At 62.8% G+C, this 25,003-nt stretch carries 24 protein-coding genes; 12 read left to right on the top strand and 12 right to left on the bottom strand.

Features of this window, described 5'->3' with window-relative positions:
* Positions 1–76 precede the first annotated feature (76 nt).
* On the top strand, positions 77–1,468 hold the full coding sequence (locus tag NKI39_RS21030) for an NfeD family protein (protein ID WP_352834096.1): 1,392 nt from the start codon (positions 77–79) through the stop codon (positions 1,466–1,468).
* Complete coding sequence (locus tag NKI39_RS21025; protein WP_352822324.1) at positions 1,465–2,229, top strand: slipin family protein; 765 nt, start codon at positions 1,465–1,467, stop codon at positions 2,227–2,229. The genes NKI39_RS21030 and NKI39_RS21025 overlap by 4 nt, the downstream gene beginning before the upstream one ends.
* Positions 2,230–2,354: 125 nt before the next feature.
* On the opposite strand, the gene NKI39_RS21020 is transcribed toward NKI39_RS21025, so the two are convergent.
* Positions 2,355–3,284 (bottom strand): LysR family transcriptional regulator, encoded by a 930-nt coding sequence (locus NKI39_RS21020; RefSeq protein ID WP_352685278.1) that lies wholly within the window; start codon positions 3,282–3,284, stop codon positions 2,355–2,357.
* 105 nt (positions 3,285–3,389) lie between these two features.
* On the opposite strand from NKI39_RS21020, the gene NKI39_RS21015 reads away from it, so the two are divergent.
* Entirely contained in the window at positions 3,390–4,400 is a 1,011-nt protein-coding gene (locus tag NKI39_RS21015; RefSeq protein ID WP_352541190.1) for a zinc-dependent alcohol dehydrogenase family protein, read from the top strand.
* A gap of 109 nt (positions 4,401–4,509) precedes the next feature.
* Here the strand turns inward: NKI39_RS21015 and NKI39_RS21010 are convergent, their stop codons facing one another.
* From NKI39_RS21010 to NKI39_RS21000, 3 genes are read right to left on the bottom strand one after another with little or no spacing between them, the layout of a single operon-like run.
* Complete coding sequence (locus tag NKI39_RS21010) at positions 4,510–6,831, bottom strand: xanthine dehydrogenase family protein molybdopterin-binding subunit (protein ID WP_352834093.1); 2,322 nt, start codon at positions 6,829–6,831, stop codon at positions 4,510–4,512.
* Complete coding sequence (locus tag NKI39_RS21005) at positions 6,828–7,811, bottom strand: FAD binding domain-containing protein (protein ID WP_352834090.1); 984 nt, start codon at positions 7,809–7,811, stop codon at positions 6,828–6,830. The genes NKI39_RS21010 and NKI39_RS21005 overlap by 4 nt, the downstream gene beginning before the upstream one ends.
* Positions 7,808–8,293, bottom strand: a complete 486-nt coding sequence (locus NKI39_RS21000) for a (2Fe-2S)-binding protein (RefSeq protein WP_352451438.1) — start codon at positions 8,291–8,293, stop codon at positions 7,808–7,810. Before NKI39_RS21000 ends, NKI39_RS21005 begins: the two co-directional genes overlap by 4 nt.
* A gap of 714 nt (positions 8,294–9,007) precedes the next feature.
* Between NKI39_RS21000 and NKI39_RS20995 the strand changes: the two genes are divergently transcribed.
* Positions 9,008–9,640, top strand: a complete 633-nt coding sequence (locus NKI39_RS20995) for a TetR/AcrR family transcriptional regulator (RefSeq protein ID WP_023677324.1) — start codon at positions 9,008–9,010, stop codon at positions 9,638–9,640.
* Positions 9,641–9,658: 18 nt separating this feature from the next.
* Here NKI39_RS20995 and NKI39_RS20990 read toward each other — a convergent pair whose 3' ends face one another.
* The gene (locus tag NKI39_RS20990; RefSeq protein ID WP_352451439.1) at positions 9,659–10,099 is read right to left on the bottom strand and encodes a lipid-binding SYLF domain-containing protein; all 441 of its coding nucleotides are present in this window, start codon (positions 10,097–10,099) and stop codon (positions 9,659–9,661) included.
* A gap of 265 nt (positions 10,100–10,364) precedes the next feature.
* On the opposite strand from NKI39_RS20990, the gene NKI39_RS20985 reads away from it, so the two are divergent.
* Positions 10,365–11,306 carry a hypothetical protein gene (locus NKI39_RS20985; protein ID WP_352834087.1) on the top strand — a complete coding sequence of 314 codons (942 nt, stop codon included), beginning with the start codon at positions 10,365–10,367 and terminating at the stop codon, positions 11,304–11,306.
* A gap of 47 nt (positions 11,307–11,353) precedes the next feature.
* On the opposite strand, the gene NKI39_RS20980 is transcribed toward NKI39_RS20985, so the two are convergent.
* From NKI39_RS20980 to NKI39_RS20970, 3 genes are all read right to left on the bottom strand, one after another.
* Complete coding sequence (locus NKI39_RS20980; protein ID WP_352501252.1) at positions 11,354–11,674, bottom strand: hypothetical protein; 321 nt, start codon at positions 11,672–11,674, stop codon at positions 11,354–11,356.
* A gap of 255 nt (positions 11,675–11,929) precedes the next feature.
* Positions 11,930–13,432, bottom strand: coding sequence for a serine hydrolase (locus NKI39_RS20975; RefSeq protein ID WP_352834184.1), 1,503 nt, complete (start codon positions 13,430–13,432; stop codon positions 11,930–11,932).
* 185 nt (positions 13,433–13,617) lie between these two features.
* On the bottom strand, positions 13,618–15,051 hold the full coding sequence (locus tag NKI39_RS20970) for a coiled-coil domain-containing protein (protein WP_352472183.1): 1,434 nt from the start codon (positions 15,049–15,051) through the stop codon (positions 13,618–13,620).
* A gap of 469 nt (positions 15,052–15,520) precedes the next feature.
* On the opposite strand from NKI39_RS20970, the gene NKI39_RS20965 reads away from it, so the two are divergent.
* From NKI39_RS20965 to NKI39_RS20940, 6 genes are all read left to right on the top strand, one after another.
* Positions 15,521–16,261 (top strand): ATP-binding cassette domain-containing protein, encoded by a 741-nt coding sequence (locus tag NKI39_RS20965; RefSeq protein WP_254819718.1) that lies wholly within the window; start codon positions 15,521–15,523, stop codon positions 16,259–16,261.
* A 55-nt stretch (positions 16,262–16,316) separates the two neighbouring features.
* Entirely contained in the window at positions 16,317–17,378 is a 1,062-nt protein-coding gene (locus tag NKI39_RS20960) for an ABC transporter permease (RefSeq protein ID WP_352489990.1), read from the top strand.
* A gap of 53 nt (positions 17,379–17,431) precedes the next feature.
* Positions 17,432–18,436, top strand: a complete 1,005-nt coding sequence (locus NKI39_RS20955) for a sugar-binding protein (protein WP_352489989.1) — start codon at positions 17,432–17,434, stop codon at positions 18,434–18,436.
* Positions 18,437–18,483: 47 nt separating this feature from the next.
* The gene (locus NKI39_RS20950; RefSeq protein ID WP_352489988.1) at positions 18,484–19,233 is read left to right on the top strand and encodes a glucose 1-dehydrogenase; all 750 of its coding nucleotides are present in this window, start codon (positions 18,484–18,486) and stop codon (positions 19,231–19,233) included.
* A gap of 183 nt (positions 19,234–19,416) precedes the next feature.
* Positions 19,417–20,328, top strand: a complete 912-nt coding sequence (locus NKI39_RS20945; protein ID WP_352834084.1) for a DUF930 domain-containing protein — start codon at positions 19,417–19,419, stop codon at positions 20,326–20,328.
* Between the two features lie 152 nt (positions 20,329–20,480).
* A complete protein-coding gene (locus NKI39_RS20940; protein WP_352834081.1) occupies positions 20,481–21,281 on the top strand; it encodes a class I SAM-dependent methyltransferase in 801 nt (266 codons plus the stop codon).
* Between the two features lie 63 nt (positions 21,282–21,344).
* Here NKI39_RS20940 and NKI39_RS20935 read toward each other — a convergent pair whose 3' ends face one another.
* From NKI39_RS20935 to NKI39_RS20920, 4 genes are all read right to left on the bottom strand, one after another.
* Positions 21,345–21,920: a dihydrofolate reductase family protein gene (locus NKI39_RS20935; RefSeq protein ID WP_352451449.1), complete on the bottom strand. Its 576-nt coding sequence runs from the start codon at positions 21,918–21,920 to the stop codon at positions 21,345–21,347.
* Between the two features lie 101 nt (positions 21,921–22,021).
* The gene (locus NKI39_RS20930) at positions 22,022–22,555 is read right to left on the bottom strand and encodes an SRPBCC family protein (protein ID WP_352472189.1); all 534 of its coding nucleotides are present in this window, start codon (positions 22,553–22,555) and stop codon (positions 22,022–22,024) included.
* Complete coding sequence (locus NKI39_RS20925) at positions 22,552–22,941, bottom strand: ArsR/SmtB family transcription factor (protein WP_352569142.1); 390 nt, start codon at positions 22,939–22,941, stop codon at positions 22,552–22,554. The genes NKI39_RS20930 and NKI39_RS20925 overlap by 4 nt, the downstream gene beginning before the upstream one ends.
* A 145-nt stretch (positions 22,942–23,086) precedes the next feature.
* Positions 23,087–23,722 (bottom strand): ankyrin repeat domain-containing protein, encoded by a 636-nt coding sequence (locus NKI39_RS20920; RefSeq protein ID WP_352834078.1) that lies wholly within the window; start codon positions 23,720–23,722, stop codon positions 23,087–23,089.
* A 229-nt stretch (positions 23,723–23,951) separates the two neighbouring features.
* On the opposite strand from NKI39_RS20920, the gene NKI39_RS20915 reads away from it, so the two are divergent.
* Positions 23,952–24,806, top strand: coding sequence for an aldo/keto reductase (locus NKI39_RS20915; RefSeq protein ID WP_352774375.1), 855 nt, complete (start codon positions 23,952–23,954; stop codon positions 24,804–24,806).
* Positions 24,807–25,003: the final 197 nt, after the last annotated feature.

The following is a 25,003-nucleotide window of genomic DNA, read 5'->3' as shown; positions in this document are numbered from 1 at the left end:
ATGCGTCACCCGCCGCGCGCCGCGTCATGGATTTCGGCAAAATCCAGCCCATATTCCTAGATGTGGAGCTTTGAGCGTGAAACTCGCGCGTGCGGTCCTGCTTGCCGCGGCTTTCGTGGCTGTTGCGGCCGTTTGTCCCTCTTCAGCAACCGGAGAGGCGGACGGCCGGGAGAAAATTGTGTTGCGCGTCGAGATAGACGGCGCCATCGGTCCGGCGAGTGCCAGGCAGCTCGAGGAAGCGCTGGCGGTGGCCGCGGACCGAAATGCCCAGGCTCTCATCCTGCAGATGGATACGCCCGGCGGGCTGGTCACCAGCATGCGCGAGATGATCGCCGGCATTCTCGCCTCGCCGGTTCCCGTCATCGGCTATGTCGCGCCGGCCGGCGGGCATGCGGCGAGCGCCGGAACCTACATCCTCTACGCCGCCCATCTGGCGGCGATGGCGCCCGGCACCAATCTGGGCGCGGCAACGCCGATCGAGATGGGCGGGCCGCTGCCATCGTTTCCCGGCGGCAAGAACGATGGCCCGGAGGCGGACAAGGACAAGAAGAACGCACCCGCGGGCGATGCGATGATCGCCAAGGCGACGAACGACGCCGTTGCCCTGATCCGCAGCCTGGCTGAATTGCGCGGGCGCAATGCCGAATGGGGAGAAAAGGCCGTGCGCGAGGCGGCCAGCCTGTCGGCCGGCGCGGCGCTGCAGCAGCATGTCATCGACTTCGTCGCCCGCGACACCACCGAACTGCTTCAACTGGCCGACGGCCGGACCGTCGAGATCGCCGGCAAAAAAGAGGCATTGGCGACGAAGGGGCTGCCGGTCGAAACGCTCGGGCCAGGCTGGCTCATCCGGCTTCTCGCCGTCATCACGGACCCGAATATTGCCGTCATCCTGATGCTGGTCGGCGTCTATGGCCTCGTCTTCGAATTCACGAGCCCGGGCGCGGTCGCGCCCGGCGTGATCGGCACGATTTGCCTTCTGCTCGGGCTCTATGCGCTCAATCTCTTGCCGATCAGCTATGCCGGCCTTGCCTTGATGCTGCTTGGCATCATCTTCCTGGTCGTCGAAGCCTTGAACCCGACTGTGGTCCTTGGGCTGGGAGGCGTGGCTGCGTTTCTGCTGGGCGCAGCCATGCTGCTCAGGATCGAGGGGCCCGGCTTCGAGATGTCGTGGGCCGTTATCGGCACCGCCGCCGTCCTGACGCTCGGCCTGGCGCTGTTGACCGGCAGCTATCTGTGGGCGGCCCGCAAGAACGTTCCGCGTGTTGGCGCACAGGCCATGCAAGGGCTGCCGGCGGAGGTCCTCGACTGGCAGGGCAGCGAGGGCCACGTGCTCGCCCGGGGCGAGCGCTGGCGGGCAAAAGCCGACGAACCGCTTGCAGTGGGCGACAGCGTCGAGGTGGCCGATGTCAGGGATCTCGTGCTGACGATACGGCGCCGCAATGTGAGAAGCGATGGAGCAAGGCAATGATCATCGGTTATGTGGCCTATCTGGCAGCAGCGCTCGTCGTGGTCATGTTCCTGTCCGCGGCCATTCGCATCCTGCGGGAATATGAGCGCGGCGTGGTCTTCACGCTCGGCCGCTTCACCGGAGTCAAGGGCCCCGGCCTTATCATCCTCATCCCTTTCGTGCAGCAGATGGTGAAGGTCGACCTGCGAGTGGTGGTCCAGGACGTCCCGCCGCAGGACGTGATCTCGCGCGACAACGTCTCGGTGAAGGTCAACGCGGTGCTGTATTTTCGTATCGTCGACGCCGAGCGGGCGGTGATCCAGGTTGAAGACTTCATGACCGCCACCAACCAGCTGGCACAGACCACGTTGCGCTCGGTGCTCGGCAAGCATGAGCTCGACGAAATGCTGGCCGAACGTGACAAGCTCAACAGCGATATCCAGGAGATTCTCGACCAGCGCACCGATGCCTGGGGCATCAAGGTCTCCGATGTCGAGATCAAGCATGTCGACCTCAACGAGAACATGGTCCGCGCCATCGCCAAGCAGGCCGAGGCGGAACGGCTGCGGCGTGCGAAAGTGATCAATGCCGACGGCGAACAGCAGGCGGCGGCAAAGCTCGTCGAGGCCGGCAAGATGCTGGCCGAAGCACCGCAGGCCATGCAGCTACGCTATTTCGAGGCTCTCCATGACATCGCCGGTGAGCGCTCGTCGACGGTCGTGTTTCCGGTGCCGATGGATCTGCTCGGTCATTTCATCAAGCAGGGTGGTGGAGGCGGCTGAGCGCGTAATCTTCCCCCTCGAGGGGGAGATGGCTGCGAAGCGGCCAGAGGAGGTCGTCTCACATAGATCGCCGACGCCTTCCCTACGAGAGACGGCGCTGACGCTCCACGCGCCGCGACCCACCCTCACCTCCGCCACGGCGGGACCGGCGCAAAGCGTTTGCCGATCCAGTCGGCGAAGGCACGTGTCTTGGCGGCTTGCCCCTTGGCCGAAGGCATGACGACATAGACGGCGCCCTCGTCGGCAAGCGTCCAGTCCTCCAGCACTGGCACCAGACGGCCGTCGGCGAGCTCGCGTCCGACCAGCCAATCCGTGCTCATCATCAGTCCGACGCCTTGCACGGCGGCTTCGACCAGCACCTCGGCGTCGTCGGTGACCAGCGGCCCGGAGACCTCGATACTGATGCGGCGACCCGAACTGTCGGTCATCTCCCAGGCCGGAAAGGTCTGGAAACCCGAGAAGCCCAGGCAGCTGTGTTCCAGCAGCGCCTCCGGCGCAGTCGGCGTGCCCCGGCGGGCGAGGTAGGACGGCGCGGCGCACAGCAGCCGCCGCCGTGTAGCGACCTTGCGCGCCACCAGCCGCGAATCCTCCAGCGCGCCGAGACGCACGGCGACATCGAAATTCTCGGCGACGAGATCGACGAAGCGGTTGGAGAACTCGGCCTCGATACGAACGTCGGGAAATTCGGCGAGAAACTGGGGCAGCAGCGGGCCGATCCACATGCGCCCGAACGAGCCGGGCAGCGCCAGCCGCAGCACGCCGCGCGGCCCGCCGCCGGCATGCGCCGACGCGACAGCCTCGGCCTCGTCGACCGCAGCCAGGATGGCGCGGACCCGGATGAGAAATTCCGAACCCGCCTCGGTCAGCGACACGCTTCGTGTCGTCCGGTGCAGCAGGCGCACGCCCAACCGCTCTTCCAGCGAGGCAAGGCGCCGCGACAGGATCGTCGCGTCGCGGCCGATGCGAGCAGCCGCCCTGGTGAAGGAGCGTGCTTCAGCGATTGCCGCGAAGGCGGCCATTTCGACCAATGCTGCCGGTTCGTGCGATTGCTGCATCAGGTGCAGAGCTCAAATGTAAAAGCCAAGGATTATATACCAATAGCGCAGCAGCTAGTTTCACTCAATCCCGGCCCGTCAATCGGCCATCAACCGGAGTGAGACATGAAAGCGATCGAACTGACTGCCCCGAGACTGGACGCGTTTCGCGCGGCCACCGTTCCCACGCCTGAACCGCAACGCGGCGAAGTGCTGATCCGCCTGCGCGCCGCAAGCCTCAATTTTGTCGATGTCGCGATAGCGAGCGGCAACTATCCAGGTCCGAGCTTTCCGCTCATTCCCGTCGTCGACGGCGCCGGCGAGATCGTCGGCATCGGCGAGGGCGTGTCGAGGCTCGCCATCAACGACCGCGTCATCGCCCATGCAAAACCGCGCTGGATCGGCGGCCGTCCGCGGCCTTATGAGACCAGAGAGATGCGCGGGCTGACACTGCCCGGCTCGCTCGCCGAATATGTCGCGCTGCCGGCCAATGCCGTCGTGCCGATGCCGGCGCATCTGTCCTTCGAAGCGGCAGCGACGCTGCCGATCGCCGGCACCACCGCGTGGAATGCGCTTCGCGCCGCCGATGCCGGGCCGGGGTCGGTCGTCGTCCTGCTCGGTACCGGCGGTGTCTCGATCCTGACCCTGCAGCTGGCCAAGGCAGCCGGCGCCACGGTCATCATCACCTCGTCGTCTGACGAAAAGCTGGCCCGCGCCAAGGCCTTGGGTGCGGATCATCTCATAAATTATCGTGAGACGCCGGACTGGGACGCCAAGGTGCTCGAGTTGACCGACGGCCTCGGCGCCGATCTGATCGTCGAAACCGGCGGCTCGGCCACCTTCGCCCGCTCCATCAATGCCGCGGCGCCCGGCGGCACGGTGTTCGCCATCGGCTTCGTCACCGGCGCCGAGGCCACCACGAACCTGCTGCCGATCATCATCAAGGCACTCAAGGTTGTGGGCAACAACACCGGTTCGGTATCCGATCTGTGCGACGCGGCGCGCGCCATCGGCGCCGCCCGTATCGATCCGGTCATCGACACTGTCTACAGCCAGCACCAGGCGACCGAGGCCTACGCCCACATGGCAGCCGGCGGCCGGCATTTCGGCAAGCTCGCGTTCAGTCTGTCGTGGTGAGCCTGAAAAAGGCAGAGCGTTGAAGCTGCCGATCTCCCCTCTCGTGGGGAGATCGGTCGTCACCTCGGCTTTTGACAATCGCCAATGCGCCGACAGTCCCAACCTCCGCCTAAATCAGCTTCTCCAGCGTGATCGGCAGGTCCCGCACCCTTTTCCCGGTGGCGTGGAATACCGCGTTGGCGATCGCCGGCGCCACGCCGACAATGCCCAGCTCGCCGACCCCCTTGCCGCCAAGCGCCGAGGAATGCGGATCGGGAATACCGACCGAGATCACCTCGATGTCGGGAATGTCGGCATTGGTGGCGATGAGATAGTCGGCGAAATTGTCGTTGACGATGCGCCCATGCCGGCGGTCGACGATGCCCTCCTCGAGCAGCGCCTGGCCGATGCCCATGATGATGCCGCCCTTCCATTGGCTTTCGGCGAGCTTGGGATTGTAGAGCCGGCCCGAATCCAGCGCCGACACCACGCGGGAGACGCGAACCGTGCCAAAGTCCTCGTCGACACGGACTTCGATGAAATGCGCGCACCAGCTGTGGCGGGAATAGTCGCCCTCGGTGTGTGGCAGCGCCATGGCTATGGTGGTGTAGTTCTTGTAGCGGTCCTCGACCGTCGAATTGGCCGGCATGGTGTCGCCCTTCGCCTCGATATGCTCGCGCCCGACGCTCCTGAGCAGTTCGGCGATGGAAACTTCAGGGCCGTTGCCGCGCGGCGAGGCGATGCGGCCATTGGCGACGACGAGCGTGTTGGCCTGCAGCGCATGGAACGGCGAAGCCGGATCGCTGATGGCGAGCCCGATCAGCTGGTCGAGCGCGGCACTCGCCGCCTTGTGGACGGCGCCGGTCATCACCCCGGCCAGCCGCGAACCGCCGGTGACGCCGGCACGGGCATAGCGGGAATCGCCAAGCTTGACGACGACGTTTTCCGCCGGCACGCCCACCACCTCGGCGGCGGTCTGCGCCAGGATCGTGTAGGTGCCCTGCCCCATGTCGATCGATGAGCTTTCGACCTCGACCGAGCCGTCGGCGAGAATGCGCACGACCGCCTCGCCATAGGCGCGCCGCACCGGATAGGTGCCTGCCGCGACACCCCAGCCGATCAGCTGGTTGCCGTCGCGCATCGAACGCGGCCGGGGGTTCCGCTTCGACCAGCCAAAGGCTTCGGCGCCGGCCGCGAAGGCCTCACGCAGCTGCCGTGTCGACCACGGCTTCTTCGCATGCGGATCCTGCTCGGCATAATTCCTGAGCCGGATTTCCAGCGGATCGATACCGACCTCATAGGCGAGCTCGTCGATGGCGCTTTCGATGCCGAAGGCGCTCGGGTTCTCGCCCGGCGCGCGCAATGCCCCCGGCACCACCGTGTTGACCCGCACGACGTTCTGCCGCGACGAGAAATTCGGCGTCGCGTACATGACCGAGGTGACCGAGCCGAGCGGCTCGACCCACATGCCGTCGACCGAGGTCTCGTTGACGCCGCGATGCACGATCGACTGGATCTGGCCCTCCGCGTTGGCGCCGAGCGCCACGGTCTGGCGCGTCGCCGCCCGTCCGCCATAGGCGGTGAAGGTCTGCGGCCTGGTGACCGCCAGCTTCACCGGCCGTCCCAGCATTTTCGCGGCGACTGCCGCTACAGCGCCGTAGCCATAGGCAAACGCCTTGGAGCCGAAGCCGCCGCCAATATAAGGCGAGACCAGTCGTACATTCTCGAACGGCACGCCGAACCATTCGGCATAGGTCCGCGCCATGCCGTCGAGCCATTGGCTCGGCTCCCAGACCGTCAGCTGGTCGCCCTGCCACTTTGCGATCAGGCCATGCGGCTCCATCGGCGCCTGGTATTCGCGCGGCGTGTTGTAGGCGTTGCAGATCCTGACCGGAGCCGAGGCGAACGCTGTCTCCGCCTCGCCCCATTCCTTGGTCATCGCATCGACGGGGATGCCGTCGCCGGCCTTTGGATCGCTGAGGTCGACGATCGCCGGCGCCTCGTCATAGGCGATCTTGACCAGCGCCGCGGCGGCGACCGCCTGCTCGAAACTCTCGGCCACCACCGCCGCGACATGCTGGCCGCTGAAGGTGATGTCGCGCGCCAGCGGGCAATAAGCGACGTCCGGCGGCGGCGTGCCCAGCCAGTCCGTTGCGGTTCTCAGCGGCAGGATATTGTCGGGCGTCAGCACCAGCAGCACGCCGGGCGACGCCTTGGCCGCGGCCGTGTCGATCGAACGCACCCGGCCGGCGGCAATGGTGCTCTCGACCAGCACCGCATGGGTAAGCCCCTCGAGCTGCTGCTCGACGGCGTATTTGGCGGCACCGGTGATCTTGGCCGGGCCGTCGACGCGCGACAGCCGGCCGCCGACCTGGTCGGCGAGGACGGCACCGTCCGAAGCGTCGCCGCGTTTGGCATCGCCGGGTCTTGTTCTCAACTCGTGAACGGTCATGCCGTTTCTCCCATTTTGAGGATGGCGCGGGCGACGACGCGCGGCGCCAGTTCGATCTTGTAGTGGTTGGCGCCATGGTCGACGGCGCCCTCGACGGCGAGCAGGCTGGCTTGCCTGACGACCTCCGGCTCGAGCACTTTGCCTTTCAGCGCCTCTTCGACGGCAAGGGCGCGCCATGGCTTGGTGGCGACGCCGCCAAGCGCGACGCGCAGATCGCGGATCGTCCTTCCGTCGGCCTCGAATTCGATGCCGACCGCGGCACTTGCCGCGGCGAATTCATAGGACTGGCGGTCGCGGACCTTGAGATAGGTCGAGCGGCGGGCGGCCGCCGAAGCGGGAATGCCGATCGCGGTGATCATCTCGCCCGGCTCGATCGCATGTTCCCTTTCGGGTGTGCTGCCCGGCAACAGGAAAAAATCATCGACGGCGATCTGACGGTCGCCGAGATGGACGATCGCGTCGAAGGCGACGAGTGCAACCGCCAGGTCGCCGGGATAGGTGGCGACGCAGGCCTCGCTGGTGCCGAGCACGGCATGGCCGCGGGTGACCCCGCCAATCGCCGAGCAGCCGCTGCCGGGCGAGCGCTTGTTGCAGGCGGGGAAATTTGCCGGATCGCGGAAATAGGGGCAGCGTGTACGCTGCATCAGATTGCCGCCGATCGTCGCCATGTTGCGCAGCTGCGCCGATGCCGCCTGCCACAATGCTTCCGAGACTGCGGGGAACCGGCTCTTGATATCGGCATGGTCGGCGACGCGGCTCATCCTGGCCAGCGCGCCGATCGTGGCGCCCCGGTCATCAACGGCAATCGTGTCCAGTCCTTTGAGATGGGTGATGTCGACCACGGTCTCGGGTTCGGCAACGCCGCATTTCGCGAGATCGACAAGCGTCGTGCCGCCGGCCAGAAGCATGGCGCCGGGAAGTGCTGCTGCCTCACGGGCTGCATCGACGGAGCCGGCGCGGAGATACGAAAAGTCCCTCATGACGCGGCCTCCATGGCCGCCTGGCGCACGGCGGCGACGATATGCGGATAGGCGCCGCAGCGGCAGAGATTGCCGGCCATGTATTCGCGGATCTCCTCATCCGAGCCGGCATGGCCTTCGCGAATGCAGGCGACCGCCGACATGATCTGGCCCGGCGTGCAATAGCCGCACTGGAAGGCATCCTGTTCGAGGAAGGCGGCCTGCACCGCATGCAGCGTGCCATCCTCCCCGGCAAGCCCTTCGATGGTGGTGATGTCCCTGCTTTCAGCCTGAGTGGCAAGCGTCAGGCAGGCCAGCACGCGCTGGCCGTCGATATGAACGGTGCAGGCGCCGCACTGGCCCTGGTCGCAGCCCTTCTTGGTGCCGGTCAGCCCGAGATGGTCGCGCAAGGCGTCGAGCAGGGTAACGCGCGGTTCGACCTCCAGCTCATGTCGATGTCCGTTGATTCGAAGTTGGATTGGAGTTCGGGTTTTGCTTGTCATGGGGCGTCTGGCTCCAGTTGCTTGACGCGGGAGGGGATGATCTGGTGCCCGGCCGGCGAGCGGCAAGGTCAGCTTATGGCTAGGTGAAGGCTATCTTCCCCTTGGGGGAAGTGCCCGGCAGGGCAGAGGGGGTCGGTTCGACTTGGCGCGAGCTCCGGGGCTGCGACTTGGGAGGTCGAAAGACGTGACATACCCGATCCCGTGATTACATGAGAAAGGCGCTCCACAATCGGAGGCGCCTCCGTTTGTTACCTAAGGGCCTGCTCCGCCCTGTTCAAGCCCCGGATCGAAAATGATCAAAATTGGAGGAAATTGGCAGGGCAGCCGGCCGTCATGTCTGGAGACAAAAAAGCACCACCGGCCCAAGCCGGTGGTGCTCTCTGAACTGTCTGTAGGGGCAGGACAGTCCAATGATCCTGAGGGGATCGTGCTCAACATGGGCTCATTTTTGCCCCACGGCATCGGCCGAACAGATGACGAGTGCCGGCCGCGAGGAAATATCCTCCGTCGTCATCCACCGGACGTCATCCACGGGCCGTGCACCGGAGGCGGGCAAGATGCCTCGCCTGCCGGAACGCCGGCCCAGATTCGATCCTGTGATTATGTTTACTTGCGATTATATTTGCCGGAGACGTAACGAAGGTGGAAGCGTCTGCGTTCTTGAAACGGGGCCTGCCTATCCGGGTATGCTTCGGATCAGCACTGGAGAAAAAATTGGCCGCGGAGCCGCCCGTCATTTCTGGAGACAAAACCGAAGCCGCCGTTGCAAAGCCGCTGCGCGCCGACGCGCAGCGCAACCGCGATGCTCTGGTCGAGGTCGCGGCAAAAGCCTTTGCCGCGCAAGGCGTCGATGCCTCGCTGGAGGAGATTGCGCGCCAGGCCGGCGTCGGCATCGGCACGCTCTACCGGCATTTCCCAACCCGCGAGCACCTGGTCGAGGTGGTTTATCGGCGCGAAGTGGAAGGACTGTGCCAGGCGGCCGACGAACTCGCCCGCGATCATGCGCCCGACATGGCGCTCGAACAATGGATGCAGCGCTTCGTCGACTACATCGCCACCAAGCGCGGGCTGTCGACAAGCCTGCGCATCCTGCTCACGACCAACTCAACCCTGTTCTCCGACGTTTCCGGCAGGGTGACGCTCGCCTTGCGGCGGCTGATCGATGCTGCGGTCGCCGACGGCTCGATCCGCGGCGATGTCGATGCCTCCGACGTGCTGCATGCGCTGGGCGGCATCTATTCGGCCCCGGACACCAAGGACTGGCGCGACCGCTCGCGCCGATTGGTGTCGCTGCTGATGGATGGGTTGCGGTTTGGAGCGGCCAAATCCGGCCCATCCAAGGAATAACGAATGCAGTGACTGTCCTTATTTCAGCGAGATGCTCATACCGCTGAGATCGGCATTGACTTGCAGGCCTACCTGCCTGCCCGTGAGTTCGAGTTGGGCACCCTTGTCATTGGTCATGACGATCACCTGGGCTCCTTTGCCGAGCGCGCCGCCACCGCCCGCTGCACCGTACACCCCCGTCACATCCCGGGCGCGGCGTATGTGGCGCACGGTACCTTTGAAATAGGTCTTGGAGGCGCCGAAGGCGAGGCCGCCCGAGATGCCGCCGACCGAGATGGGATATCGGCGACCATGGAAGGTCAGTGTGCCCTCGCCTCCGGAGCCGCCGATGAAGAAGGCCGCCTTGTAGACGGCGAAGCGGATCGTACCGCTGTCGGCATGCGCGACGCTGGCAAAGCTAACTGCCGCCGCAGCGATGACGGCAACTGCGACTGAACGAAATCTGGACGAAATCTTCATGATGAGAACTCCTCAAGATCGCCGCATGCCCAGCCGGCCGGGCACGTCGGCGTCGTATCAAAGTCATAGCTGAACAGTCTCGCCCGTCATTGGTTCCAAGCACGCGGCCTGAATCCGGCTGCGAGAAGACCGCCACGAAACGAGGCGGATGGCGAGCATAGTCCTGGCTGTAAGAACAGTGGCCGAATGGTGGGGATGATCGTAGGTGTTGAGGCGGAATGGTATTAGTCTGCGCTGTCTGGGGTTTCGGGAGCGCGGCAAAGCAATGGACTTCAACTCACGACATGGCTACCTGCTGATCGGTGGCCTGATCCTGGTCGGCGCCGGGCTCCTGGTCGTTTCGCTGATCGTCAATCTTCGCGTGGCGCACAGTGTGCGTGACGACGTACGCCATCGTGAAAAGCTGCTGGAATATTATCGCAATATCTTTTCGCAGCTGGGCGTGATCCTGATCGGGATTGGCGTGTCCCTGTTCATCTTCTTTTTCCAGCAGAATTATCAGGACCAGCGCAAACGCGAAACGGAGCTCCAGCAGGTTCTCGCCAAACTGGCGGCGCGTGTTGCCCGCGGCAGCGCTGTCGTGGAGGCCCTCGGCGAATTCGACGCGCTGCTGGATGATGGCGGTGCCTATGCCAGTCCGGAACACGGCGGTGACAACGCCGCTGTCAGCGCCCAGGGAACGGGGCTCGCCAAGCAGGTTTCGCAGATCCTTCTGGTCGAGCGCGACGTCGATGTTCAGGGGTTCGATATTCTCAATCTGTCACGCGATTTCGAAGCATCGTTCGTTGTCAACGAGCTCAACCCAACGCTATGGTTCAACATCGTCCGGGACGAGAGCGACATCAAATATGCCACTACCCAGATCGCTCTGGATTACAAGGACCTGCAGGATGCAATCGGCGGCGAGCCGATCGAGGTTGCGATCGCCAATCCCGAAAAGGAACGGAAGATCAAGCAGGAGGTGCTCGACGTCTTTTATGATGCCGACCTCCTGCGCCAGCGCAGCAGGCGGTTTCTCGCCCGCGCGTGCTGGCTTTTCAGCACGGGGCGCGGCTTCGTCAAGCTTGCACCGGCCAATGAAATCGAAGCCGATGCCAGATCGCACCAGGAATGGCTCGACCGGTCGAAACCCTTTCTGACGCAGTTGAAGTCAGGAAGCGGCGATTGCTTCAAACTGCTCCAGTTCGGCCCGGCGCCTTTGAGTTGAGAACGAGCCAAACACTCAACGACCAGGTTCGACCCCATTGCGGACGATCAGTCAAGCGCCACAAACGCGTATGACTTCATCAGATCAAGTGTTGTCTCGGCGCGTACAGAAAGGTTGTCTGGCACCTCGATCCGAACGAGTAAAATGTCTGTTCCTTGATCAATTCCGAACAAAGCGGCAATCGGTCGGGGACCATCGAAATGGCACGATGCCCATCGCTGTGGAGATGCATCTGTATCGGTTTCTTTGAGCTCGTCTTCGAGAATCCTACGCAATCCGACATCAAGGGCCTCGCCAGCCATGTGACCGAGTTCATCGATCAGCGGGTTCCAATTAACTAGCCAGACCCAATTCTGCACCCAGGCCACCTGCTGGTCTCCAATTTGGGACGAAAGCCGACTGGTCTCGTTAGTCGGTCTTTGCATGATTTGTCGAATCCGCTATCGGCGATTCCTACCATAATAAGCTTGACTGCTTTTTGACCATCTCGGCTGTTGGCGGCAGCCCGCTGATTGAATTTTGACCTAAAGCGGTTCAGCTTTTGATAGTCGCTGACCCGCTCCAAATATCTGTTTTTACGCAATTATGGACGGAAAGCCGCTCCGGACTTTCCTGGAAGTGCTCTAATCTCCCACGCGTTGCAGCGTGCCGAGATGATTGTCGTCGAGAAATTCGACGGTGATGGCCGACGCCTTGCCGTCGGGGCCGACGGCAAAGCTGACGGCCGAGGGCCTGTCCGGCATCTCGGCATCGGGGAAGGTCACGAAGAGGTCGCGGTCGAAATGCTTCAGCGAATAGGACCGCGCGCCGGCAGGCCCGACCTTGAGGACAAGAGTGTCTCCTTCGCCCGATACAATAGCATCGCCGAAGAAATCGTTGAAGTAACGGCCTGCATAGGCACTAGCCGGCTCGGCTGGACTTGCTGGAGAGGGCGGCGCGGCATAGGTGGCCTTGGCCGCCGCAATCACCGGGCCGAACATGCTCGCATAGATATTATTCCATGCCTTTACCTTATCCTTCCCCAGCGTTCCGTCGAAAACGAGATCGGCGAAGCTGTCGGACAGCCCCTCCGGCACGCCTGTCGGAAAGGCGTTGGCGACGACGACGATGCCAAGCTTCTCCTCGGGGAAGAGCATCACCAGGCTGCGTGCGCCGGTGCTGAAGGCGCCCGCGTGACCCCAGATCAGCCCGTGCCGGCCGAATTCAATATTCCAGCCGAGGCCGTAGAAGGCCTCGCCTCCGGAGACGGGATTCTTGCCGCGAGCCGTCAAGGGAATATGTGTCTGTTCCAGCGCATCGGCGGCAATGAGTCTCTTGCCGGCATAGACCCCGTTGCCGAGCACAAGGCGCATCCATTGCGAGAGGTCGCGTGCGGTGGAGCTGACGCCGCCTGCTGGCGCCTGCGCATCCGGATAGCGCTGGACCTTCGCGATCCAGGCGCCATCGATTTTGGCGTGGAGCTCGGCGCGGTTGGCGTGCTTGATGAAGTCCGAATGACGGGAGCTGGTCGAGGCCATTCCAAGCGGACGGTAGAGCTTCTCTTCGGCGACCTCTTCCCATGATTTACCCGTCGGCTTCGCGGCCGCGACCGCACCCTCGGTCAGTCCGAAATTGCTGTAGGAATAGCCCGCACGAAAGCTCGATGACGGCGACGCGAACCGCAGCCGGCGCAGGATCTCCGCGCGGTCATAGCCGATGTCCTCGAGGTCGTCGCCGGCGGTGCCGGGAAGCCCGCTGCGGTGCGCAAACAGGTCGCGGACCGTGAGTTCGCTGGTCGGATAGGGCTGAGCGAGCCGGAAAGCCGGATCGAGGTCGGCGATCTTGGAATCCCACGAAGCGATCCCGTCGCTGACCAGCGCCGCCACGACGGTGGCGGAGACCGGCTTGGAGAGCGAGGCAATCTGGAAGACCGTGTCAGCATCGACGATCTCCGGTTTTCCGGCTTCGCGATGCCCGAACCCCTTGAGGAAGATCACCTCGTCGCCGTGCACGGCGCCGATGGCCAGACCGGGCACGCTACCATCCGCGACGACGCCTTCGGCAAGCAATTCGAGCTTCGCAATGGCCGCGGCGACCCGGTCGGGCGTAATGGTGTCGGCCGACGCCGCCTTCGGCGAAAGCACCATGATTGCGATGACGGCCAACCTCCAACGGAGGTGGTTCCGGTTTGTGAATAGCCGCACGCTCAGCCCCCTCCGCCTCACCGGCGTGCACTATTGCAGCCTGACGCAGGGGAGGCCAGCCCCAAGGATCGCTTCCATCGACGGATGTTCGCTTCGCACCAGTCGAAATTCAGACAGCCGCGCCTGAGCTACGAAGCAGCGCGCAGGCGAAGGCGCCGCCTGCTGGCGCGGGCCTTCTCCGCCACCGCGGCGGTGATCTCGACCACGCCGTCTTCACGCGGTCTGGCGTTGGTGGCCTTGTGGAGCCGCTCATAGGGCAACAGTTCCTTGACCCGGGCTTGAAGCGACGCGACTTCGGCTCGCAGATCCTCGCATTCCTGCCGCTGGACGTCGAACTGTATCTGTTCGGATGCCTGCTGCAGGGAAAGCTGCGAAAAATTCGCGCTGACCGCGGAAAGGTTCATCTTGTCGTGTTCGCTCTCCTTCGTGAGAGCGGACAATTTTTGCTCGACAATTTGCTTTTCGGCCACCGCGTCGCTCGCTTGAGCCTTGAGCCTGGCGATCTCGGTGACGGCTTCGCTGTTGTGGTTGGAGGCGGCTTCCAGCCGCGATCGAAGGTCCTCGATTTCAGAACGCAAGCCGGTCATCTCCGCGACACTGCGTGCAAGCTCGGCTTCCCTGTCACCGTCCCTGAGGCGGGCCGCTTCCGTTATTTCCGATAGCTTCGTCTGCGCCATATCGAGCGATTTCTGCAGCCGCATTTCCTCTTTCTCGCTCTTGCCAAGCGCGGCCAGCAGTTCGGAAACCTGCGCGGCGTCATTGGCATGGACGGTCGAGAGTTCGTCCAGCCTGTGCCGCGCCTCGGCCTCCCGTTTCAGCGCCTTGTCGAGATCGATCGACAGACTGACATGCTTCTCCCGCAGCATCTCGTTCTCGCGCGAGCGTCTGTTGGCCTCGACCGCTCTGGCCGAGAGCGTTTTGACAAGCTCGCCGAACTCGGCCTCGCGTTTTGCGCTCGCATTGCCTGCGACGACGAGTTCCAGCCTTGCCGCAGCCAGCGCGCCGCGAAGTGCTTCCTTGTCCTCGACCAGGCTCGCCTCGTGCTGCTGCAGGGCCTCGATAGCGCTGTCGCGCTCGCGCTGCTTTCTGGTTGCATCGTGGAGCTGTTCGGACAGCACCCTTTGCTGCGCGGTCAGGCCGGTATTTGCCAGCTCCAATTCGTTGGCGCGAAGAATGTCGCCGTGAAGCAGTTTCAGGAATTCGCCCGTCAGATGATGCGAGGTCGCGATCTCCGACAGTTTCGCATTGATCTCCCCCAGATACTCCTGCGCGTCGTGAAAGAGCCCATCGACCGCATTTAAGGCAGCCAGCCGGGTTTGCGTATGGGGGGACAGCCGTCGTGCGGTCTCGAAGGCGTCCGCATTGGCTTCGAGCTGCGAGCTGTCATCCGTTGTCGCGAGATTCTCATCCGATACCGTCTCATCCGGCACAGTGACGTCGTTCAACGGCGACTGATCGTCCACATTGAGACATTCGCTAAACGCATCCGCCAAATCGGTTTCGAGCTCCTTGAACGCTCTCTCCACTGTCTCGGCACGCTTGATCAAACCTTTGAAATTCATGACCGAATATCCCTCTCGTGCAGCGCCGGCAAGGAGCGGATTTTCAATACTTGACCCTCGCCTCCCCCGAATGCGGGTTCATCTCCTGACGTGCGCTCTGGCCGACGCACGCTAGGGACAGGCTTGGCCACTGTCCTCGTGTGTTTGAATGACGCAAACCGTGTTCTGCCGCGCTCCATACCCGAGGCGTTGGCACCGCTCGCAAAATGCCTGCTCATTTCACCCGAAACGGATATGAAGCGGCGCAAGCCTGAGGATCGCCTGGTGATTGTCTTAAGGACCGGCCGAGCCCTCGGTGTTCTGCAGCAGCTACAAGGTCACGGCCTAAGACGACGCGTGTCACTGCCGGGAGGCCTGACCTAATAAATGCCTGACCTAATAAATGATTGTGTTGAATACGTTTCGCTGATTAGCTGCTGTGCATAGACCAGGGACAAGACCGATAAAATGTTGTCCCGGGAGGACCGCGATGCCGGTGCTTGAGGTTCGCCACGTCTCCAAGAATTTCGGGGCTATCCAGGCCCTGACCGACGTCAGCTTCCAGGTGGAGCGAGGCGAAGTCGTTGGTCTGATGGGGGACAACGGCGCCGGCAAGTCGACGATAGTCAAGACTGTGGCCGGGAATTTTCCTCCGAGCGACGGCGAAATTGTAGTCGAGGGCGAGGTGTGCCACTTCCACCAGCCCGTGCAGGCCCGCGCCAAGGGGATCGAAGTTGTTTATCAGGACCTGGCGCTCGCCGATAATCTGACGGCCGCGCAGAACGTCTTTCTGGGGCGCGAGATCAAGAAGGGCTTCTGGCCGATCAGGATTCTTGACAAGCAGGCGATGATCGATCGCTCGGCAGCGCTGTTCAAGGAACTCAAATCGGAAACCCGGCCGCGCGACCTCGTCAGGAAGATGTCGGGTGGGCAGCGCCAGGCGGTCGCCATCGCGCGGACCCGGCTTTCAAATGCCAAGCTGGTGCTGATGGACGAACCAACGGCCGCCATCTCAGTGCGCCAGGTGGCGGAAGTACTCGAACTGATCCGACGCCTCAAAGCACAAGGAGTCGGCGTCATGCTGATCAGTCACCGAATGCCTGACGTGTTCGCCGTGGCAGATCGCATTATCGTCCTCAGGCGGGGCTCGAAAGTTGCCGACAAGCCAGCCGACAAAACATCGCCCGAGGAAATCACCGGACTGATAACGGGGGCCATCCGTGGCGAATAGTGTTCAGGAGTCAGTTGGCGTTCAGGGCTCAGTCGAAGAACATGGCAGGCCGGCCATGTCGGATTTCGTCCCGACCAAGGAAAAAACAGTTCTCCAACGTGTGATTTCAAGTCAGCCCTTCTGGGTGATGATCGCGCTCATCGCGCTCGTCATGTTGATGACTGCGATGGAGCCGAGCTTCGGCACCTCTGAAAACGTCGCCAATGTGACGCGCAATTTCGCACCTTTCGGCATCATGGCACTTGGCATGACGATCGTCATCATCACCGGCGGTATCGATCTGTCGGTCGGCTCCGTCATGGGTCTCGTGGTCATCGTCGCCGGCCTGTTCCTCACCTGGCATTATCCCTGGTACGTCGCCTTCGCCATGGGCCTTTTCTCCGGTCTGGCCTGTGGCGCGGTCAACGGATTCTTTGTCGCCTATGTCGGGATGCCGTCCTTTGTGGTCACCCTCGGCATGCTGTCCGTCGCGCGCTCGCTGGCGGTCGTATTCTCGGCCAACCAGATGCTCTACCAGTTCGGGCCCGATGCTCCGATTGTGAAGGCAATCGGTCAGTGGAAATGGCCGCGGCATGGTCCGAACGACTGGGCACCGCATTGGATACCAGAACTGTCGTCACAGTTCTGGACCATGGTGATCCTGGCCCTGATTGTCGGCTTCGTATTCAACTTCACAGCCTGGGCCCGGCATCTCTTCGCCATCGGCGGCAATGAGGAGGCGGCACGGCTCACCGGCGTTCCGGTCAACTGGATTAAATTCGAGGCCTATGTCTTCTCGGCTTTCACCGCCGCGCTCGCCTCGCTCCTGCTCCTCGGCTATAACGGTTCGGCTATAAATGCCATGGGCCAGGGCTACGAACTGCGCGTTATCGCCGCGACAGTCATTGGCGGCGCCAGCCTCATGGGCGGCGCCGGCACGGCCTTCGGTGCGATCATCGGTTCGGCCTTCCTCGAGGTGATCAGGAATGCGCTGCTGATGGCCGGCATCGATTCAAACTGGCAGGGTGCCTTCGTCGGCGCCTTCATCGTTCTTGCGGTTCTCTTGGGCATGCAAACGGGCGGCAAATCGATTCTCGCCGCGTCGCTGGCAGTCTTGATGCCCAAAAAACGCCGCTAGAAACCCGCCGGCGGGAGGCTTGCGGGACATCACACCAAGGAGGAGAACGTCACATGAAAAAACATCTGCTGACGGCCGCCGTCGCGCTTGGCGCAATGGTGCTTGCCGTTTCCGGCGCCCAGGCGAAATACACCTTCGCCCTGGTGCCGAAGAACATGAACAATCCTTTCTTCGACCAGGCACGCGACGGCTGCAAGAAAGCCGAGGCCGAATCCAATGGCGCCGTGGAGTGCATGTATATCGGCCCCGGCGAGCATGGCGGCGGCGACGAGCAGGTACAGATCGTACAGGATCTCGTGGCCAAGAAGGTGGACGGCATCGCCGTGTCACCATCGAACGCCGCGGCGATGGCGGTTGCGCTGCAGGCCGCCAAGGAAGCCGGCATCCCGGTCCTCACCTGGGACTCCGATCTCCTGCCCGAAAACAAGGATCTGCGCGTTGCCTATATCGGCACGCACAATTATGAGATCGGCGAGAACCTCGCCAAGCTTGTCATGCAGATCAAGCCCAAAGGCGGCACGATCTGCATCCAGTCCGGCGGCGCCGCGGCGGCCAACCACAACGAGCGCATGCAGGGCATTCGCGATACACTTTCGGGCACCAAATCGGCGGCCTCGCCCGGGGATCGGCTGACGGGCCAGAACGGCTGGACCGAAATCGAAGGCTGTCCGCTCTACACCAACGATGATTTCCCGCTTTCGGTGCAACAGTTCGAGGATATCATGGCGAAAAACCCGAACCTCGACGCATTCGTCCCAACCGGTGGCTTCCCGCAGTTCATCCCCGACGCCAACCGCGCCGCGGTCGCACCGTACAAGGACAAGATCGCCTCGAAAGCCCTGGCCCTTGTCGTTGCCGACACGCTTCCGGTACAGATCGACCAGATGAAGGAAGGTTTCTCCCTTGGCCAGGTCGGTCAGCGGCCGTTCGAGATGGGCTACAAGACGATGATGGCGCTGAAGGACATGAAGGAGGGCAAGGCTCCGCCGGCCGACCCGACCTACACGGGCCTCGATGTCTGCACTCCGGAGACAGCCGACACCTGCGTCGCCAAATAGCGCTTTTGGGCGGGAGGAAACTCCCGCCCTTTTCATAGGGGATCTCAATGCCGGAATTGTTCTCGCTCAAGGGCCGTGTCGCATTGGTCACGGGTGCCTCGCGTGGTCTTGGTTTTGCCATGGCCAAGGCACTTGCCGAAAACGGTGCGACGGTGATCGTCAATGCCCGCGACGTGGCCGCCCTTTCCGTGGCGGCCGAAAGGATCGGTGCAGAAGCCCTGCCGTTCGATGTCACCGACGCGGCGATCTCAAGGGCGTCGCTCGAAGGAATCGTCGAACGCCACGGCCGCCTCGACATTCTGGTCAACAACGCCGGCATCCAGCATCGGAAACCGCTGGTCGAATGGCAGGACGAGGATTTCAACCATGTGGTTGCCGTCAATCTGTCGGCTTGCTTCCGCATGATGCGCGACGCGGTGCGCCTGATGCTGCCAAACAAGTTCGGGCGCATAATAAACACCGGATCGGTCGCAGCGATCCTTGGCCGCCCCACCATTCACGCCTATGTGGCGGCAAAGGCGGGCCTGCACGGGCTGACACGCTCCACTGCCGCTGAGCTGGGCCGTCACGGCATCACCGTCAACGCCATCGCCCCCGGCTATTTCGCCACCGAGCTCAACACCGCACTTATGCACGACGAGGCCTTCACCAAATGGGTCGAGGCACGAACCCCCGCGGGCCGCTGGGCCCAGCCTGAGGAGCTCGGCGGAGCCGTGGTGTTTCTCGCCTCCGACGCTGCCGCTTACGTCAACGGGCACGTGCTGGCGGTTGACGGCGGGCTATCGGTTTCCCTGTGATTTCAACCGGCGACACCGTGCCGGGAGGGCGTGCCTGCTAGCCGCCTGAAATGACGACTTGATGCATGCGCTGCTGGCCCGGTCCCCTGCGCGGACGCCGACGCCACACGATTGGATGCCGCGCCGCATTGCAGCCGCCGACTTTCGATTCGCAACAGGTTATTTCGACGTCTGGCGGCATCGATGCTTGATGCCGCCAATATTTCATTCCACACACCGGTCACAATGAGAGACGACATACGGGATCAGCGCCGGGTATTCGGGTGGGCCTTGCCTGCCTCCGCGGTCGTGCATTTGCTCGCCGCCGCGCTTCTTTTGTCCGCACTGCCGCTGTCGCCCCCGCAGCCGCAGAAGGAGCAGCCCATCGCAGTTGATATCGTGCCGCCGCCTAAACCGCCGGAAAAAACCAAACCTCCGTCCCCCGCTGAACCGCCCAAGCCGGAAAAGCAGCCGGAAGCCAAGGTCGAGACGCCGACGAGCCGTGAGGTCACCGCGCAGAGACCTGTCTTCCAATTCGGTGAGAAGGACGCCGGTCCTCGCAAGTCTCTGGACGGCAACAGTGCGGAGGATGGTTCGGAACAACCGCCAGCGCCGCAAGTTCCCAGTAGCCAGGATCTTGCACAGCCACCTGCCGTGACAGCGGTTGAGGGGAAAGACCAGGCTCCGTCGCCTGGCGCATCACCGCCGCCGAAGCCCAAGCCAGCGGATGTCGCCAAAGTGCAAAGGCCCTTGAAGCTTCAGGAAGCGAAGAGATTGTTCTCAAAATCAGCAACCGGTGATCCGGTAGCGACAACCGCGATGAAAAATGTGCCGCGCGCCGTGCGGATCGGTCAGCTCTGCAACACGGAACTCGCACAGCAATTGGTGCACGCGTCGCCCCCCTATTTCCCAAACAGCCTGCTTGAGTATCGGCTGAAGGCCGGCACGGTCATGAACGTCGCCAGTGCGCCGTTCCCTGCAAACGGGCAGTGGTACGATCTGAGCTTTCGCTGCGAGGTCGATCCGGACGCGATGAGAGTCGTGTCGTTTGCCTTTCGTGTTGGAAATCCGGTGCCGCGCAGCGAATGGAAGCGCCGCGGATTGCCCGCCGAATAGGTGGTCGAGGCCACGGAGGCTGGCTGGCCGGCGCCATCAAATCCGGCCGGCGATGTCTTCGCGCGCTCCGGGCTGCCGAACCAACACGCGCCAAAAGTGGCTTTCGTCAGCGGCCGCCGAAGTCTAGCATACGGCTTTGGGAGGAGGCTTCGATGACTTCAAGTTTCAACGTTCATCATGCTGCCGGCTATGAGCAGCTCATGGGCCGCTGGAGCCAAAGACTCGCGCCGCTGTTCATCGACTTCGTGGGGCTTGCCGACGGCGAAAAGATCCTCGACGTCGGTTGCGGTACCGGCAGCCTGACCTTCGCGCTCGTCAAGGCCGCTGACCTCGGCGAGGTCGCGGCGATCGACTTTTCGGCCGTTTTCGTCGAGGAGGCAATCCGACGCAACACCGATCCGCGGATAAAAATCCGTCAGGCGGATGCCTGCGCCCTGCCCTTTGAGGATGGCGCGTTCGACCGTGCCCTAGCCCTGCTCGTGCTCCATTTCGTGCCCGAAGCCGGCAAGGCAGTCGCCGAGATGCGCCGCGTCGTGCGGCCGGGCGGCGTCGTCGCGGCGACGGTATGGGACCATCTCGGCGGCATGCCGGGGATGCGCATGATGATCGACACGGTGGCGGTGCTCAGTGAAGGCGGACGCCAGCTGCGTGCCCGCTATTGCACGCAGCCGATGATGCAGCCGGGTGAAATGAAACGGACCTTTGTCGAACAGGGTCTCCGCGACGTTACGGAAACCCAGTTGATGATCCGCATGGACTACCAAAATTTCGGTGATTACTGGGCGCCGATTGCCGCCGGCGAAGGGCCGCTCGGCAAGTATGTGGCCGCGCTCGATCCGGAAGAGCGGGCGCGCACCGACGCCGCCATGCGCGACGCCTATGAGGCCGGCCGGCCCGACGGCCCGAGGTCCTTTGCCAATGTCGCCTGGGCCTGCCGCGGTGCCGTTGCCTGACGTTGGCGCTAATGCACGCCGCGAAAAAGCGCGTCGCATGAGGCCGATCGAATGCGACGCGCTTTAGCCGATCCCGTAAACCAGCCCGACGCGGCCGTCCGAAAGCTGTTCGACCTTGCGCAGTTCGAGCCCACGACGATTTTTCGCCGTTCCAAACAGCGCCTTTCCGTCACCGGCGAGCAGCGGATAGACGATCAGCCTGAGTTCATCGACCAGCCCGGCATCGATAAGGCTCGCGGTAATTCGGGCGCCGCCCATAAGGTAGATGTCCTTGCCGGGCTGCTGTTTCAGCGCAGCGATATCCTCGAAATTCCGCACGAAGCGCGTCTTTGGCCAGGCCGCCGAAGTCATTGTGTTCGACAGCACATAATGCGGCGTCTGCGCGGCGAAGCTGGCCCATTCGAGCTCGGCCGGCTTCGGTAACTTGCCGGTCATCGGCAGCGGCTTGTCGGGCTCGTTCTGGATGGCGCTCCAGTAGCGCTCGTAGCCGGCATACATGACGCTGCCAAGCAGGCAAGCGTCGATTTGCGGCGTCAGGCCGTATTCGTCCGACCACGCGTCGACCCAATCGGCATAACCCTCGGGCCCCTCCATCTTGCCGTCGACGGAAATCTTCATTCCAGCGATCAATTTGCGCATGACTTCCTCCATCAGGCTTGCGGGATGCAAGCACGTTTCATCGTTTCAGCGTTGCTTCGTGTTGCTGGCGGCGACCTCAGGGATGGCCGCCGCGAGTTACATCAGGCCGGCAGGCGGCGGTCGTATTCTTCCCGCAGGCGGCTCCAGCCGTCCCAGAACGAGGTCGGCGTCTTGCCCGCCAGGCGGGCGGCCAGCAGGTCGAGGTGTATGTGCCAGCCGGCCGTGATGTTGAGCTGGATTGCACGTTCCGGCAGGCGGCGATGAACGACGGTGAGCAGCACATCGTTACCCTTCGCCTCCAGCAGGAAGGAGACGCCGCCGGTGTTTCCCCAGGTGATGGAAAGCTTGCGCGGCGGATCGAGTTCGGTGATCCGGCCCTCCATCCGATGCTCTTCGGGAAAGCCCGCGGGGCGCTGGCCAGGCGGGTCCGTCAGCTCGTCGTTACGCCAGACCAATTCGAACGAGCTGCCGGCCTTCATTTCCATCTGGCCCGCGGCCATCCATTGCCGGCGCAAGTCACTCTCGGTGAGATAGGCCCAGACGCGCTCGATGGGGCCGGGCAAGAGGCGCTGGATGGTGAATGTGGCGGGCTCGCTCAGCTCGCCATAGGCGTCGATGGTTCTCATCTGGTTCATTGCTCGTCTCCTTCTTTCGGGTTGGGCGATTTCCTGGACTCATCCTGGGCTTTGCGTGCGTCCTCTTCGCGAAGAAGGCGTTCGAGAACATCGAGACGACCGGTCCAGAAGCGCTCGTAGAAGCTGAGCCACTGATGGGCGCTGGCCAGCGGTCCAGGGGCTAGTCGGCACAGATGCGTGCGGCCCCTCACCTCTCGACGAATAAGCCCTGCGTTCTCCAGCGCCTTGATGTGCTTGGAGGCCGCCGCGAGCGACATCGCGAAGGGTTCCGCCAGCTGGCTTACCGTTTTCTCGCCATCGGCGAGATCGCGAAGCATGTGCCGCCGGGTGGCGTCGCCAAGGGCGTGAAAAACCGCGTCCATCTGGGGTGTCTCTAATTCAACCATGTAGTTGAATATAGACGCACGCTTTGAGATAGTCAACCGTTTGGTTGAATAATTTTTGTGAAGCGCCGCGGGGCCGTTTGCGCCATCGAGCGTGTCGACGTGACGGGAGATACGGACGCGCCCCGCGACAGTAAGGGCGAGGCCCTTATTTGCCGTTGAAGAAACTGTGGATCGCGGCTTCCAGCTTTTCGATAAGCTGAGAGTTGTGGCAGCTGCCAGCCCAGATCAGGGCGTTTAGCCTCATCTCTTTGTTGATAAAGCTCACTTTCCCAGAATCCAGCAGGTATTCCGCGATCTCGTAGTGCCGCCCCTTGATAGCCTCGATGAGCGCGTTGTTTCTCCCCGTCTTGTCGGTCAGATTTACTTCCGCGCCATTCTCCACGAGCAACTTGACGACTTCGAGATGCCCGTTCTTCGCCGCCTCGATAAGAGCCGTTCTGCCGTAGTAGTCAGCTCGCGCGTTGATCTCTATTTGGGGGTGTCTCACGAGGACTGCGATACACGCGTAATGTCCCTTGGCCGACGCAAGGCTCAAGGGCGTGCTCTTCCACTTGTTTCTGGCATTCACGTCGATTTCCGGGTCTTCGATCAGCGCCTCCACCACAGCTGTGCGGCCATTGAGGGCTGAAAGGTGAAGTGCAGACCAGCCGCCGTCGTCCGACTGATTGATGTCGGCGCCAGCCGCCAATTCCGATCGAACCGCCTCCGCATCGCCTTGTTCTGCCGCGACCAGCAGGGGCGACCAGTCTCTTGCCCCTTCGGCTTCCAAGCTGTTGGTCAACGCAGTCGCCTCCTCGGATAGTCCACAGAATACCACAGAATCCGCGATAGTGGGGTCGTCCTGTATAGAGTTCCCTGGAGTCCGTGGGTCACAGAGAGCTGTCGGCCCGAAGCGGAGGATCAGCGCTTCACGTCCGTCTCCTCACATTCTCCTGATATCGACTGGCTTTGGCGGCCATTCAGACTAGATAGAGCCTGCGCCGGGCGGAACGATGCAGAAGGACCTGAACATGCCTGAACAGATTACCCTGAATAGACCTGAACAAATCAGATTGAACGACGGCTCCGCCATTCCGCAAATCGGCCTCGGCGTGTGGCAGGTCGATCCAGCCATCACCGCCAAGGTGGTGCGCTGGGGAATCGAGGCCGGCTACAGGCTGATCGACACCGCCGAAGGCTATCAGAACGAGGAAGGTGTCGGGCAGGCGATCCGCTCGGCCGGCGTGCCGAGAAGCGAGTTGTTCATCACCTCGAAACTGCGCAACGGCGCGCATCAGCGCGACGCCACCTTGCGCGCCTTCGACGAGACGATGAGCAAGCTCGGCATCGAACAGATCGACCTGTTCCTGATCCACTGGCCGGTGCCCAGCCAGGACAGATATGTCGAGGCCTGGAAGACGCTGATCGAACTCAGGCAATCAGGCCGGATCAAGTCGATCGGCGTTTCGAACTTCAACCAGGACCACCTCGAACGGATCATCGGCGAGACCGGCGTCACGCCGACCGTCAACCAGATCGAGCTCCACCCCCGCTTCCAGCAGCGTGACAAACGTGAATTCCACGACAGGCACAACATCCGCATCGAGAGCTGGAGCCCACTGGGCAGCGGCCGGCTGTTGAGCGATCCGACGCTTGAAAGCATCGCCAGGAAACACGGCAAGTCGGTGGCGCAGACGATCGTCAGGTGGCACCTTCAGGAAGGGCTGATCGTCATTCCAAAGTCGATCCACCAGGACCGCATCGCCGCCAATTTCGATGTCTTCGATTTCGAGTTGGAAGCGAAGGACCTCGAGCTTATCCGGGGCATGGATTCGCCCGACGGCCGCACCGGCCCGAACCCCGCCACGGCCGCATTCCTGTTCTAACGAGGCGGGCCAACCGGGACGTTGGCATTCCTTCACACCCCCCTCTGTCCTACCGGACATCTCCCCTTCAAGGGCAGGGGAATCGCATATGGCGATTTTGGGGTTGAGTTTAGGCTGAGAAAGGATTCTTTGGAGAGGCAGTTGAGCGAAGGAGCGACTGCCATTTCCTGCCTTGAGAGCTACTTTGGCGCGGTGCC

The sequence above is a fragment of the Mesorhizobium sp. M0664 genome (assembly GCF_040320565.1).
In the GTDB taxonomy this organism is placed as follows: Bacteria; Pseudomonadota; Alphaproteobacteria; order Rhizobiales; family Rhizobiaceae; genus Mesorhizobium.
Note: the sequence above shows the minus strand (reverse complement) of the source record. Positions and strands in the feature narration are given on the sequence as shown.

Bases quoted from the DNA above. Each gene is read 5' to 3' on its own strand.
- NKI39_RS20975 (WP_352834184.1), bottom strand. From the start codon at position 13,432: ATGGTGCTTTCGCCGAAGGCGGCGTCGGCCGACACCATTACGCCCGAC.
- NKI39_RS21015 (WP_352541190.1), top strand. From the start codon at position 3,390: ATGAAAGCGATCGAACTGACTGCCCCGAGACTGGACGCGTTTCGCGCG.
- NKI39_RS20960 (WP_352489990.1), top strand. From the start codon at position 16,317: ATGTCGGATTTCGTCCCGACCAAGGAAAAAACAGTTCTCCAACGTGTG.
- NKI39_RS20955 (WP_352489989.1), top strand. From the start codon at position 17,432: ATGAAAAAACATCTGCTGACGGCCGCCGTCGCGCTTGGCGCAATGGTG.
- NKI39_RS21010 (WP_352834093.1), bottom strand. From the start codon at position 6,831: ATGACCGTTCACGAGTTGAGAACAAGACCCGGCGATGCCAAACGCGGC.
- NKI39_RS20985 (WP_352834087.1), top strand. From the start codon at position 10,365: ATGGACTTCAACTCACGACATGGCTACCTGCTGATCGGTGGCCTGATC.
- NKI39_RS20990 (WP_352451439.1), bottom strand. From the start codon at position 10,099: ATGAAGATTTCGTCCAGATTTCGTTCAGTCGCAGTTGCCGTCATCGCT.
- NKI39_RS20925 (WP_352569142.1), bottom strand. From the start codon at position 22,941: ATGGTTGAATTAGAGACACCCCAGATGGACGCGGTTTTTCACGCCCTT.
- NKI39_RS20945 (WP_352834084.1), top strand. From the start codon at position 19,417: ATGCTTGATGCCGCCAATATTTCATTCCACACACCGGTCACAATGAGA.
- NKI39_RS21020 (WP_352685278.1), bottom strand. From the start codon at position 3,284: ATGCAGCAATCGCACGAACCGGCAGCATTGGTCGAAATGGCCGCCTTC.
- NKI39_RS20915 (WP_352774375.1), top strand. From the start codon at position 23,952: ATGCCTGAACAGATTACCCTGAATAGACCTGAACAAATCAGATTGAAC.
- NKI39_RS20935 (WP_352451449.1), bottom strand. From the start codon at position 21,920: ATGCGCAAATTGATCGCTGGAATGAAGATTTCCGTCGACGGCAAGATG.
- NKI39_RS20950 (WP_352489988.1), top strand. From the start codon at position 18,484: ATGCCGGAATTGTTCTCGCTCAAGGGCCGTGTCGCATTGGTCACGGGT.
- NKI39_RS20930 (WP_352472189.1), bottom strand. From the start codon at position 22,555: ATGAACCAGATGAGAACCATCGACGCCTATGGCGAGCTGAGCGAGCCC.
- NKI39_RS21000 (WP_352451438.1), bottom strand. From the start codon at position 8,293: ATGACAAGCAAAACCCGAACTCCAATCCAACTTCGAATCAACGGACAT.
- NKI39_RS20940 (WP_352834081.1), top strand. From the start codon at position 20,481: ATGACTTCAAGTTTCAACGTTCATCATGCTGCCGGCTATGAGCAGCTC.
- NKI39_RS21025 (WP_352822324.1), top strand. From the start codon at position 1,465: ATGATCATCGGTTATGTGGCCTATCTGGCAGCAGCGCTCGTCGTGGTC.
- NKI39_RS21005 (WP_352834090.1), bottom strand. From the start codon at position 7,811: ATGAGGGACTTTTCGTATCTCCGCGCCGGCTCCGTCGATGCAGCCCGT.
- NKI39_RS20970 (WP_352472183.1), bottom strand. From the start codon at position 15,051: ATGAATTTCAAAGGTTTGATCAAGCGTGCCGAGACAGTGGAGAGAGCG.
- NKI39_RS20965 (WP_254819718.1), top strand. From the start codon at position 15,521: ATGCCGGTGCTTGAGGTTCGCCACGTCTCCAAGAATTTCGGGGCTATC.